This window comes from Luteimonas marina (assembly GCF_007859325.1).
In the GTDB taxonomy this organism is placed as follows: Bacteria; Pseudomonadota; Gammaproteobacteria; order Xanthomonadales; family Xanthomonadaceae; genus Luteimonas; species Luteimonas marina.
Genome location: NZ_VOHK01000002.1, coordinates 184,533 through 196,340, shown reverse-complemented (window position 1 = coordinate 196,340; position 11,808 = coordinate 184,533). Strand labels below are relative to the sequence as shown.

Genomic DNA, 11,808 nt, shown 5'->3' with positions numbered 1-11,808 from the left:
TTCCCCTCCCCCACCCCCGATAGCGGCCGACGATGGCCTTCGATGCTTTCGCGCTGATGCTGGCGATGCTGGCGCTGGGCATGCTGTTCGCGCGCCTGCGCGCGCTGCCGGACAACGCCGCCGACACGCTGAACCTGCTGGTGCTGTACGTCTGCCTGCCGGCGGCGATCCTGCTCAACGCGCCGCGGCTGCGCCTGGAGCCTTCGCTGCTCGGCCTGGTGCTGCTGCCGTGGCTGCTGGCGGGCCTGGCCTGGGCGCTGGCGTGGGGACTGTCGCGCCGGCTGCGGCTGCGCCGCGACGAGTTCGCGGTGCTGGCGCTGTGCACGATGCTCGGCAACACCAGCTACATCGGCTACCCGATGGTCGCCGCCCTGCTCGGCGACGGCGCGCTGCCCTTCGCGGTGGTGTACGACCAGTTCGGCACCTTCATGCTGCTGTCGACGGTGGGATTGATCCTGCTCGCGCGCTACGGCGGCGACGCGCGGCCGTCCGGGCGCGAGATCGCGCTGCGGATCGCGAAGTTCCCGCCGGTGTGGGCGCTGGTGTTCGGGCTCACGCTGATGCCCGGGCAGCCGCCGGCCTGGATCGCCGCGGCGCTGGAGCGGCTGTCGGGGGTGATGCTGATGCTGGTGATGCTGGCCGTCGGCCTCACGATCCGGCTGCGCCTGCCGCGCGACGAGATCGCGCCGCTCGCCGCCGGCCTCGGCATCAAGCTGGTGCTGCTGCCGCTGCTGGCGCTGCCGCTGGCCTGGCTGTTCGGGATGCGCGGCGCGATGCTGCAGGTGGCGGTGCTGGAATCGGCGATGCCGACGATGATCACCGCCGCGGCGCTGGCGATCTCGCACGGGCTGGCGCCGCGCCTGGCCGCGGCCCTGGTCGGCTATGGCATCGTGCTGTCGCTGGCGACGCTGCCGGCGTGGACGTTCGTGCTGCAGCGGTTCTTCGGCTGAGGCCTGATCGTCACCGCCACCCCGACCTGTCATCCCGACCCCGGACTTGATCCGGGGGAGGGATCTGTTATCCGATCGCGCAGAAGCAGATCCCTCGCTAACGCTCGGGATGACAGGTTTTAGCGGGTTCGGCGGAGCATTGAGACAAGAAAGCCCCGCCGGAGCGGGGCCTTCTTCGCTGCATCACGCGCTGGCGCGGATCAGAAGCGGTACTGCGCCGACACGCCGTAGAGGTTGGCGCTGCCGTCGAACGGGCCGGCGATGCGGCTGCCGCTCGAAGTGACGTCGACCTTCGGGTCGTCGGGCTTGATGTGGGTGACGGCGAAGTTGACGTCGAGCGCGTCGCTGACCTGCCAGGTGGCGCCGATCGAGTACCAGCGGCGGTCGTCGTCGGGCAGGCGCGGGGTGCGGTGCTCGAGGCTGGTCGGGGTTTCGTCGTTGGCGATGCCGCCGCGCAGCGTCCAGCGATCGCTGAGCTTGTACTCGGCGCCAATCGCAACGAAGGTCGAATCGCTCCACTCGAACGGCTCGACCGCGTCCGGATCGGGGTTCTCGAACTCGATGCGCACCTCGCGCAGCGACTCCCAGCCGGTCTCGGCCCAACTCGCCGACAGCGCGAAGCGGTCGGTGACGTTCCAGTGCGCGCCGACCGACAGGACCGACGGCGTGGTGAGCTTGGCGCCGCCCGGGCCGTCCTGGAACAGCGGCGCGGTCGTCGGGCTGGCGCTGAACACGGCCGCGACGTTGCCGGGCACGGTCCAGTCGGCGGTGCCGGCCAGCTCGTAGTCGATCTCGGAGCGGTAGCTGACGCCGATCGCGAAGTTGTCGGTCGGGCGGAAATGCGCGCCGACCAGCCAGCCGAAGCCGTTGTCGTCGCCCTGGATCTCGACGAAGCCGTCGGCGGCCTGCGGCTGCGCGAACGGCAGCGGCCGCGTGGCCGGGTTGGAATACAGCAGGGTGCCGAAGTCGACCGACCTGGACAGGGTCACGTCGGCGCGCGAGACGATCGCGCCGATGCCGACCGAGAAGCGGTCGGTGACGTCGATCGCGCCCGACAGGGTCAGGTCGACGATGCGCACGTCGGAGGTGTGGGCGAAATAGCGGCCCACCCAATTGTCCTCGTACTCGGTTTTCAGGCCGAACGGGGCGCTGACCATCGCGCCCAGCGCAAGGCCGTTGTCGAGCTTGCGGATGTAGGACATCGCCGGCACCGGGGTGACGTCGCCGGCGTTGCCGCCGTCGCCGCCGGTCATCGGGCGGCCGAAGGCATCGGTGGCGGTGCCCTTGAATTCGTAGTTGAGGTCGATCGCGGTGACGTCGATCTGGAAGGTGTTGCCCTCGAACTGGGTCATCACCGCCGGGTTGTTGGTCACGACCGAGGAATCGCCGGTCTTGGCGGCGGTACCGGCGAAGGCACTGCCCATCGACTTGACGCTGTTTTCCTTGAGCTGGAAGCCGGCGGCGTGGGCGCTGGAGGCGAAGGCCAGCGTGCCGGCAATGCCGACCGCGAGCGCGGTGACGGTGGTGCGGGGGATCTTGCGCATGGGGTTGGGTCTCTCCGGTGACGGGACGGTGCCGCGTCGCGATGACGGCCGGATCCGGTGGATCCCGCCCTCGCCGCCGGAACTCGCCCTCCCGACCCACGACGCGGCGCGCACTATACCGTACCGGTGCGTGTGGTGAATGTGCCGCCCGGCACGGAGAGGCGGTTGCCGGGACATGAACCGGCGCCGCCGGAGCGGGTAAGGTGGCGCCATGTTCGTGTCCGTCCCCACCCGCACCCGCGCCTCGCTGCGCTGGGCCACGCCGCTGCTGGCGGCCCTGCTGTGGGCGGCGTTCCTGTTCGCGCTGTCGCGCTCGGACGCCTCGCAGCGGGCGCTGATGCTGGACTGGGGCGCGCTGGCGGGCGGCTCGGCGAGCGCCGGGCCGTGGCAGGTCTGGGCCGAGCCGCAGCAGTGGCTGCGCCTGTCCACGGCGCTGTTCCTGCACGCCGACTGGGCGCACCTGCTGGGCAACCTGGTGTTCCTGCTGATCTTCGGCCTGCCCGCCGAGCGGGTGATGGGGCCGTGGCGGCTGCTGGCGCTGTTCTTCCTCGGCGGGGCGCTGGCCAACCTGTTCGCAGTGCTGGTGATCGGCGCCCCGGACCGGCTGATCATCGGCGCCTCGGGCGCGGTGTCGGCGGTGATCGGCGCCTACCTGGCGCTGTTCCCGCAGGCGCGGCTGGGGGTGGTGGTGCCGCTGGGGCTGTTCCTGGAATTCGTGCGCGCGCCGGCCTCGCTGCTGATCGGGGTCTGGGCGGTGCTGCAGATCGTGTTCGCCTACATCGGCCCGGCCTTCGGCGCCGTGGCCTGGGCGGCGCACGCGGCGGGCTTCTTGTTCGGGATCCTGTTCGCGATCGCCTCGCGCGGGGCGATCGCGCGGCGGCTGCGGCGGTTGAAGGGGTATTGAAGCCGTGATTGGTGATTCGTGATTGGTGATTCGACAAGGGCGTCGGTGACGCTCCTGCCTTTTCCAATCACCAATCACGAATCACCAATCGCGCTCCTATAATCCACTCCATGTCCAGAACGCTCTACAAGGTCACCTTCCTCAACCACGGCAAGGTCTACGAGCTGTACGCGCGGCGCGTGGACAGCGGCCGGCTGTGGGGCTTCGTCGAGGTCGCCGAGCTGGTGTTCGACGTGCACGACGGACTGGTCGTCGACCCGACCGAGGAGCGGTTGCGCGACGAGTTCGGCAACACCCGCGCCCTGCACCTGCCGATGCAGGCGATCCTGCGGGTGGAGGAAGTGGAGAAGAAGGGCCAGTCCGCGATCCGCGACGCCGAGTCGGGCGAGAAGGTGGTCACGCCGTTCCCGCTGCCGGCGAAACCGCGCTGAAGGCGCCGCGATGACGCTGCAGGGGATCGCACTGGTCGGCCTCGGCGGCGCGTTCGGCTCGATCGCGCGCTACCTGCTGGCGACGTGGACGATGCAGGCCGTCGCGCCGCAGAAGTTCCCGCTCGGCACCTTCGTCGTGAACCTCGCCGGCTGCCTGGTGGCGGGCCTGCTCGCCGGGTTGGCCGAGCGCTGGTCCGGCTGGCTGACGGCCGACCTGCGCCTGCTGCTGTTCGTCGGCGTGCTGGGTGGCTTCACCACGTTCTCGGCGTTCGGGCTGGAAACCGCGCAGCTGCTGCGCCGGGGCGAGTGGCTGGTCGCGTCGGGCTACGTCGGCGGCAGCGTGCTGCTGGGGCTGGTGGCGGTGCTGCTGGGGCTGAAGCTCACCGCACCGGGCGGCTGAATGCCCGGACACGGGCAGCGCGCATCGTTCCACCTGTCCTGCCACCACACCCTGTCATTTCGACCGCAGGGAGAAATCTCCTGCCCGGCCGCAGTCGTCCTGTCGCGCTCGAATGAACCATCCACGCACGACAGGTCTCGCACTCCGGCAGGAAGATTTCTCCCTGCGGTCGAAATGACAGGGTGTGCGAAATGACAGGTGTGGAAATGACAGGTGCGGAGGATCCGGGCGCGCAGTCGGCGAAACACGAACGCGGCAACAGCCCCTAGTCGCGCTTCGGCGCGTCCGCGGCCGCGGGTGCGGTCGCCACCTCGGGCTTCGGTTTCTTCAGCTCCGCCAACGCGGCCTCGATCGGGCCGTCGCCGTCGAGCACGTCGCCGGCGGCCGAGCCGTCCTCCTCGTCGCCGCGCAGGTGGCCGGGCAGCGAGGCTTCGGTGTAGCCGGGCAAGGTCGAGACCAGCTTCGGTTCGGTGGTGTCGGGCTTGAGCACCACGTCCGGATCGATGCCGCGCGCCTGGATCGAGCGCCCGCTGGGCGTGTAGTAGCGCGCGGTGGTGAGCTTGACCGCGTCGCCGTTGCCCAGCGGCATCACCGTCTGCACCGAACCCTTGCCGAAGCTGCGGCTGCCGACGATGCGCGCGCGGCCGTTGTCGTTCAGCGCGCCGGCGAGCACTTCCGAGGCGCTCGCCGAGCCTGCGTCGACGATCACCACCACCGGCCTGCCCTGCATCAGGTCCCCGGGCGTGGCGCTGAATTCGGTGTCGTTGACGCTGTTGCGGCCGCGGGTGCTGACGATCCCGCCCTTCTCCAGCAGGTCGTCGGCGATACGCACCGCCGAGGTGAGCAGGCCGCCGGGATTGCTGCGCAGGTCGATGACCAGGCCCTTCAGCGCGCCGCCGGCCTCGCCCTGCAGGCGCCCCAGCGTGCGCGCGAAGTCCTCCGCGGTCTCGACCTGGAACTGGCTGATGCGCACGTAGCCGTAGCCGGGCTCGAGCATGCGCCCGCGCACGCTGGCCACGCGGATGGTCTCGCGGTGCACGGTGATCTCCAGCGGCTTCACCTCGCCCTCGCGCACGATGCTGAGCACGGCCTTGCTGCCGGGCGGTCCGCGCAGCGGGCCGTGGCCTTCGGCGTCGGCCGGCGTCAGCGGCTTGCCGTCGACGGCGACGATGGTGTCGCCGGAGCGGATACCGGCCTTGGCCGCCGGCGTGTCGTCGATCGGCGCGATCACCCGCACCTTGCCGTCGGGCAGCTGCAGCACCTCCACGCCGATGCCGTCGTAGGCGCCGGTGGTGCCCTCGTCGAAGGCCTCGGCCGCGCGCTTTTCGAGGTAGGCGCTGTGCGGGTCGAGGTCGAACAGCAGGCCGCGGATCGCCGAGTCCATCAGCTTGCGGTCCTCGACCGGATCGACGTAGCCCTCGCGGATCGCGTTGAACAGGCCGACGTAGCGGCGGATTTCCTCCAGCGGCACCTTGGTCGCGGCGCTTTCGATGGCGTCGGGGTCGTCGCTGGCGGCGACGGCGGCGTCCTGCTCCTCGTCGGCGGCCGGTGCGGCGGGGGCTTCTTCCTGTTCCTGAGCAGGCGTGTCCCCGTCCACCGGCGCGGCTTGCGCGGGCGCGGCGTCCTGCGGCGGCGCCTGCGGCGCCTGCTCCGCCGGCGCCGGCACCTCCTGTTCCGCCGCCGGAGGCGTCGCGTCCTGCGCAGGCGCGAACGGCGATGCCAGCGCCAGCGGCAGCAGGGCGACGAGCAGCGGCGAGGTGCGACGGGACATGCAGGCACTCCGGAACGGGATGAAGGTCGGACCGCGCGGCGCGCGCGGGGTTCGTCCGATTATGCGGGCCCATCCCGGCCTTGGGTGAAGCGGAGCCTGCCGCCGCGGTCCGTGCGGCGCCCGCTGACGCGGCCTGTTCAGCGTTTCTGCAGGAAGGTGTTCGGGTTCACCGGCTGGCCGTTGCGGCGCAGTTCGAAGTACAGCGCCGGCTGCCCCTGCCCGCCGGAGTTGCCGACGGTAGCGACCGCGTCGCCGCGTTTCACCGCGTCGCCGGCGGCCTTCAGCAGGGCGTCGTTGTGCGCGTACAGGCTCATCGTGCCGTTGCCGTGGTCGACGATCAGGATCATGCCGTAGCCGGTCATCCATTCGGCGAACACCACGGTGCCGTCGGCGACCGCGCGCACCGGCGTGCCGGCCGCGGCGCCGATCAGCACGCCGTTGCTGCTGCGCCCGTCGGGCATGCGCGCCCCGTAGCCGGCGAGCAGCGCGCCCGACAGCGGCCAGCCGAGCCCACCGACCTGCACCGGCGCGGTGCGCGCGACCGCGACCGGCGGCCTGCCCGGCGCGCGTTCGCCGGACGGCGTGCGCTGCGCGGCGCGCGCGGCGGCGGCCTTGCGCTCGGCCTCGGCCTTCGCCGCGGCGGCGCGCAGCCGCGCCAGCAGGCGTTCGAGCGATTTCGCATCCTGCCCCAGCGCCTGCTCGCGCGTGCTGCGGTCACGGTAGCGCTTGTCCAGCTGCGCCACCGTCTGCGCGCGATCGCGCCGGTCGCGTTCGAGCGCGGCGACCTGCGTGCGCTGCTGTTCGCGCGCGCGCTCCAGCGCGGCGCGGCGTTCGCCGATCTCGCGCTCGACCGCCTCGAGTTCGGCCAGTTCCCCGCGCAGCGCGGCGATGCGGTCGGCGCGCTGGCGCTGCAGGTAGCGGTGGTAGGTGAGCGCGCGGCTGGCATCGGCCACCTGGTCCTGCGCCAGCATCAGCTTCAGCGGCGCGGCATTGCCGGCGGTGTAGCTGGCGCGCAGCAGCGCCTGCAGCTCCTCGCGCTGCGCGCCCATGCGCGCCTGCAGGGCGTCACGCTTTTCGTCCAGTTCGGCGAGTGCGGCCTGCTGGCGCGCGAGTTCGGCTTCGGTGCCCTGCAGCGTGCGCGCCGAGCGGGCGACCTGCTCATCGGAGTCGCGCAGCTGCTTCGCTGCATCGCCGCGCTCGCCTTCGAGCCTGCGGCGCTCGCTGGCGACGTCCTTGAGTTCCTTGCGCACGCGTTCGAGCCGGCGCTCGGCCTCGCGGCTGTTCTGCTGTGCCTGCACGGGCGCGGGCGCGAACCCGGCCGCGAGCAGCGCGAGCGCCGCCCAGGCCAGCCGCACGCGCATCGTTGCGGTCACCCCTTCGCGACCAGCAGGGTCGAACCGGTCATTTCCGCGGGCTTGTCGACGCCGAGCAGGTCGAGGATGGTCGGCGCGAGGTCGCGCAGGGCGCCGCCGCCGCGCAGGGTCGCGTCGCGGCTGCCGACGTAGACCAGGTCGACCGGGCCGACGGTGTGCGAGGTATGCGGCTCGCCGGTCACCGGGTCGCGCATCATCTCGCAGTTGCCGTGGTCGGCGGTGACCAGCAGTTCGCCGCCTTTCGCGCGCACCGCGGCGATGATCTCGCCGACGGCCTCGTCCACGGTCTCGACCGCCGTGATCGCCGCCGACAGCACGCCGGTGTGGCCGACCATGTCGGGGTTGGCGAAATTGCAGATGATCGCGTCGAAGCGCTCGTCCTCCACCGCCTGCACCAGTTTCGCGCAGACTTCCGGCGCGCTCATCTCCGGCTGCAGGTCGTAGGTGGCGACCTTCGGGCTCGGCACCAGGATGCGCTCCTCGCCGGGATACGGATCCTCGCGGCCGCCGCTGAGGAAGAAGGTGACGTGCGCGTACTTCTCGGTCTCGGCGATGCGCAGCTGGGTCATGCCGTTGGCGCCGAGCACCTCGCCGAGCGTGTTGGCGAGGTTGTCGGGCGCGAACGCGACCGGCGCCGGCAGCGTGGCGTCGTATTCGGTCAGGCAGGTGTAGCGCGACAGCGCCGGGCGGCGTGCGTCAAAGCCGTCGAACGACGGCGACACGAACGCCGCACTGAGCTGGCGCGCGCGGTCGGCGCGGAAGTTCATGAACACGATCGCGTCGCCGTCGGCCATCGGCCGTGCGCCGGCGATCGCGGTCGGATCGACGAACTCGTCGTTCTCGCCGCGCGCGTAGGCGGCCTGCAGCGCCGACAGCGCGTCGGGCGCGTCGCCCATGGCCTCGACGATTGCGTCCCAGGCCCTGCGCACCCGCTCCCAGCGCTTGTCGCGGTCCATCGCGTAGTAGCGGCCGGCGACGCTGGCGACATGGGCGTTGCCCAGCGCGTCGCACCTGGCCTGCAGCGCGCGCAGGCTCGGTTCGGCCGAGCGCGGCGGCATGTCGCGGCCGTCGAGGAAGGCGTGTACCGCCACCCGCGGCACGCCGCGCTTCGCGGCCAGATCGAGCATCGCGAAAATGTGGTTCTCGTGGCTGTGCACGCCGCCGGGCGAGAGCAGGCCCATCACGTGCAGGGTGCCGCCACCGGCCAGCACCGCATCACAGGCGGCGTTGAGTTCGGCATTGCCTGCGAAGCTGCCGTCCTCGATCGCGGCGTCGATGCGCGTGAGGTCCTGGTAGACGATGCGGCCGGCGCCGATGTTCATGTGCCCGACCTCGGAATTGCCCATCTGTCCGTCCGGCAGGCCGACGAAGCGGCCCTCGGTGTGGATCAGCGTGGTCGGATGCTCGGCCAGCAGCCGGCGCCAGTTCGGCACGTTGCCCAGCGCGACCGCGTTGTCGCGCGGATCGTCGCGATGGCCCCAGCCGTCGAGGATCAGCAGGACCACGGGCCGGGGGCGGGCGGAGGACGAGGCGGGGGAGGCTGCAGGCACGGACGGGAGTCCCGGTGACTTTCGACCGGTGCGATTGTAGCCAAGCGGGCGCATGCTGTTGCTGTACGCCGACCCACGGCGCGGACCGTTGCACCGGCAACCGCGCCGCCCGGCACGATCGAGGACCCGAACATGTCGCGCAACCGCATCTCCCTGTCGCTCGCCCTCGCCCTGCTGCTGGCCGCCGGGCCCACCCTGGCGCAGCAGAACATCAGCAAGGTCAACGGCAGCATTGTCGCGCAGGCCGGCCGGCCCTATGGCGACGTCGAGACCGTCAACGGCAGCATCACCATCGAGACCGGCGCCACCGTCGAGGATGCCGAAACCGTCAACGGCAGCGTCCGCGCCGGCAACGACATCACCGCCGACAGCCTGTCGACCGTGAACGGCAGCATCCGCGTCGGCGAGCGCGCCAGCATCCGCGGCAGCGTCGAGACCGTCAACGGCGGCATCTTCATCGACCGCGGCGGCCGCATCGGCGGCGGCATCGAGACCGTCAACGGCGCGATCGGCCTGGTCGACGTCGACCTCGACGGCGGCATCGAAACCGTCAACGGCGACATCACCGTCGGCATCGGCTCGCACGTCTCCGGCGGCATCACCGTCACCAAGCCAACCTCGAACTGGTTCCCGGTGCAGGTGAACAAGCGCAAGCCGCGGATCATCGTCGGCCCGGACGCGGTGGTCGAGGGCGAACTCAAGTTCGAGCGCGAGGTGACGCTGTACGTGCACGAGACCGCACGCACGGGCAAGATCACCGGCGCCACGGCGACGAGCTACAGCGGGACGCGCGCGCCGCGCGAATGACGTCCGGGCCTCAGGGGCCGCAACGCTCTTCTTGCCGTCATCCTTCACTTGCCGTCATCCCCGCGAAGGCGGGGATCCAGTGTCTTTGACTCGAAAGTCCAAATGGATTCCGGCTTGACCAGCCTTCGGCTGTTGTGAAGCATCTCGCCGGAATGACGGCTTCCTGAAACCCCGGGGTCAAAGTCGACTCCAACCCCGGCTTTTCCTCCCGGCGTAGAATCGGCGGTTCCGGTTTTCCCTGGAGTCCCTACCGAATGCGTTCCTCCCTGTTCCTCGCCTGCGCCGGCAGCCTGCTGCTGGTCGCCTGCAGCCGCGAGCCGGCTGCGCCGGCCGCCGACGCGACGCCCGCGCCCGCCGACCACGCCTTCCAGCCGGCGATCGACGCCGACGACTTCCGCACCCTCGTCACCACCCTGTCCTCGGACGAGTTCGAGGGCCGTGCGCCCGGATCGGCCGGCGAGGACAAGACCGTCGACTACATCCAGGCGCAGTTCGAGCGCATCGGCCTGCAGCCCGGCGGCGACAACGACACCTTCTTCCAGACCGTGCCGATGGTCGAGACCACCGCCGACGAGTCCACCGTGCTCCGGCTCGACAGCAACGGCAACGCGCGCGAACTGAAGTTCGGCACCGACATGGTGATCGGCACCCGCACCGGCCAGCCGGAAGTCGGCGTCGACGACAGCGAACTGGTCTTCGTCGGCTACGGCGTCAACGCCCCCGAGCAGGACTGGAACGACTACGCCGGCATCGACGTCACCGGCAAGACCGTCGTCATCCTGGTCAACGACCCGGGCTTCCATGCCAAGGACGAGTCGCTGTTCGAAGGCCACCGGATGACCTATTACGGCCGCTGGACCTACAAGTTCGAGGAAGCCGCGCGCCAGGGCGCCGCCGCCGCGCTGATCATCCACGACACCGACGGCGCCTCCTACGGCTGGGACGTGGTCAAGAACTCCTGGTCCGGCGCCCAGTTCGACCTGCGCGCCAGCGATGATCCGGAGCCGCGCATCCCGGCCCAGGGCTGGATCACCGGCGAGGTGGCCAAGCAGCTGTTCGCCGAATCCGGCCTCGACCTGCAGGCGCAGTACGCCGCCGCCAACAAGCGCGGCTTCAAGGCGGTGCCGCTGAAGGCGAAGCTGTCGTTCGACCTTCGGAGCAGCGTCAGCGAGAAGTCCTCGCGCAACGTCATCGGCTACCTGCCCGGCAGCGAGGCGCCCGAGGAGAGCGTGATCTACATGGCGCACTGGGACCACCTCGGCAAGCACGAGGGCGAGGGCGACACGATCTACAACGGCGCGGTCGACAACGCCACCGGCGTGGCCGGCATCATCGAGATCGCCGAAGCGTTCAAGGCCACGCCGCCCAAGCGCTCGGTGGTGTTCCTCGCCGTCACCCTGGAGGAATCCGGCCTGCTCGGCTCGAAGTTCTATGTCGCGCAGCCGTCGTTCCCGCTGGAGAAGACCGTCGGCGTGATCAACCTCGACGCGATGAGCGTCGCCGGCCGCGCGCGCGACGTGGTCGTCACCGGCAAGGGCAACTCGGCGCTGGAGGACCTGCTCAAGGCCCGCGCCGACGCACAGCAGCGCACCCTGGTGGAGGAAGGCAACCCGGCCGGCGGCTATTACTTCCGCTCCGACCACTTCAATTTCGCCAAGGCCGGCGTGCCGGCGCTGTACGCCAAGGGCGGCAGCGACCTGCTCGACGGCGGCACCGAGGCCGGCAAGGCCGCCGGCGACGAGTACGGCAGGCGCTACCACCAGCCCGCCGACGAGATCCACGACGGCTGGAAGTTCGACGGCATCGTCGAGGACCTCGAACTGCTTTACGGCGTCGGCCAGGACCTCGCCGACGGCGGACAGTGGCCGAACTGGTACGAGGGCAATCCGTTCAAGGCCGCGCGCGATGCGCAGCGGGCGGCGGTGCAGTAGCCGCGCGTTCTGCAGGCTTCAGGAAACGGCGCCGGGAGGCGCCGTTTCCGTTTGCGGGATGGCGGCTTCGGCGGGCCCCCACCCCAACCCTCCCCCGCAGGCGGGGGAGGGAGCTAGAAGCGGCTGCGTTTGACCGCCTCCCCCGCT

General features: G+C 70.9%; 10 protein-coding genes. 6 read left to right on the top strand and 4 right to left on the bottom strand.

Going from position 1 to position 11,808, the window contains the following annotated elements; all coding sequences use genetic code 11:
• The first annotated feature begins 32 nt into the window (after positions 1-32).
• Positions 33-950 (top strand): AEC family transporter, encoded by a 918-nt coding sequence (locus tag FQY83_RS04990; RefSeq protein ID WP_146385689.1) that lies wholly within the window; start codon positions 33-35, stop codon positions 948-950.
• 200 nt (positions 951-1,150) lie between these two features.
• Here the strand turns inward: FQY83_RS04990 and FQY83_RS04985 are convergent, their stop codons facing one another.
• A complete protein-coding gene (locus FQY83_RS04985; protein WP_158636434.1) occupies positions 1,151-2,494 on the bottom strand; it encodes an OmpP1/FadL family transporter in 1,344 nt (447 codons plus the stop codon).
• Between the two features lie 211 nt (positions 2,495-2,705).
• Here FQY83_RS04985 and FQY83_RS04980 point away from each other — a divergent pair, with 211 nt between their 5' ends.
• The 3 genes from FQY83_RS04980 (at position 2,706) to crcB (ending at position 4,229) form a co-directional block, all read left to right on the top strand.
• On the top strand, positions 2,706-3,398 hold the full coding sequence (locus tag FQY83_RS04980; protein WP_146385685.1) for a rhomboid family intramembrane serine protease: 693 nt from the start codon (positions 2,706-2,708) through the stop codon (positions 3,396-3,398).
• Between the two features lie 110 nt (positions 3,399-3,508).
• The gene (locus FQY83_RS04975) at positions 3,509-3,829 is read left to right on the top strand and encodes a DUF1820 family protein (RefSeq protein ID WP_146385683.1); all 321 of its coding nucleotides are present in this window, start codon (positions 3,509-3,511) and stop codon (positions 3,827-3,829) included.
• A 10-nt stretch (positions 3,830-3,839) separates the two neighbouring features.
• Entirely contained in the window at positions 3,840-4,229 is a 390-nt protein-coding gene (gene crcB / locus FQY83_RS04970; protein WP_146385681.1) for a fluoride efflux transporter CrcB, read from the top strand.
• A gap of 265 nt (positions 4,230-4,494) precedes the next feature.
• On the opposite strand, the gene FQY83_RS04965 is transcribed toward crcB, so the two are convergent.
• From FQY83_RS04965 to gpmI, 3 genes are all read right to left on the bottom strand, one after another.
• Positions 4,495-6,000 (bottom strand): S41 family peptidase, encoded by a 1,506-nt coding sequence (locus tag FQY83_RS04965; RefSeq protein ID WP_146385679.1) that lies wholly within the window; start codon positions 5,998-6,000, stop codon positions 4,495-4,497.
• Between the two features lie 137 nt (positions 6,001-6,137).
• Positions 6,138-7,361 carry a murein hydrolase activator EnvC family protein gene (locus tag FQY83_RS04960; RefSeq protein ID WP_146385677.1) on the bottom strand — a complete coding sequence of 408 codons (1,224 nt, stop codon included), beginning with the start codon at positions 7,359-7,361 and terminating at the stop codon, positions 6,138-6,140.
• Between the two features lie 8 nt (positions 7,362-7,369).
• Entirely contained in the window at positions 7,370-8,878 is a 1,509-nt protein-coding gene (gene gpmI, locus FQY83_RS04955) for a 2,3-bisphosphoglycerate-independent phosphoglycerate mutase (protein ID WP_238333409.1), read from the bottom strand.
• A gap of 177 nt (positions 8,879-9,055) precedes the next feature.
• Between gpmI and FQY83_RS04950 the strand changes: the two genes are divergently transcribed.
• The gene (locus tag FQY83_RS04950; RefSeq protein WP_146385673.1) at positions 9,056-9,730 is read left to right on the top strand and encodes a DUF4097 family beta strand repeat-containing protein; all 675 of its coding nucleotides are present in this window, start codon (positions 9,056-9,058) and stop codon (positions 9,728-9,730) included.
• A gap of 254 nt (positions 9,731-9,984) precedes the next feature.
• Positions 9,985-11,661: a M28 family metallopeptidase gene (locus FQY83_RS04945; protein ID WP_146385671.1), complete on the top strand. Its 1,677-nt coding sequence runs from the start codon at positions 9,985-9,987 to the stop codon at positions 11,659-11,661.
• Positions 11,662-11,808 lie beyond the last annotated feature (147 nt).

Coding starts and splice junctions, on each gene's coding strand:
- FQY83_RS04990 (WP_146385689.1), top strand. CDS start 33: ATGGCCTTCGATGCTTTCGCGCTGATGCTGGCGATGCTGGCGCTGGGC.
- FQY83_RS04985 (WP_158636434.1), bottom strand. CDS start 2,494: ATGCGCAAGATCCCCCGCACCACCGTCACCGCGCTCGCGGTCGGCATT.
- FQY83_RS04980 (WP_146385685.1), top strand. CDS start 2,706: ATGTTCGTGTCCGTCCCCACCCGCACCCGCGCCTCGCTGCGCTGGGCC.
- FQY83_RS04975 (WP_146385683.1), top strand. CDS start 3,509: ATGTCCAGAACGCTCTACAAGGTCACCTTCCTCAACCACGGCAAGGTC.
- crcB (WP_146385681.1), top strand. CDS start 3,840: ATGACGCTGCAGGGGATCGCACTGGTCGGCCTCGGCGGCGCGTTCGGC.
- FQY83_RS04965 (WP_146385679.1), bottom strand. CDS start 6,000: ATGTCCCGTCGCACCTCGCCGCTGCTCGTCGCCCTGCTGCCGCTGGCG.
- FQY83_RS04960 (WP_146385677.1), bottom strand. CDS start 7,361: ATGCGCGTGCGGCTGGCCTGGGCGGCGCTCGCGCTGCTCGCGGCCGGG.
- FQY83_RS04950 (WP_146385673.1), top strand. CDS start 9,056: ATGTCGCGCAACCGCATCTCCCTGTCGCTCGCCCTCGCCCTGCTGCTG.
- FQY83_RS04945 (WP_146385671.1), top strand. CDS start 9,985: ATGCGTTCCTCCCTGTTCCTCGCCTGCGCCGGCAGCCTGCTGCTGGTC.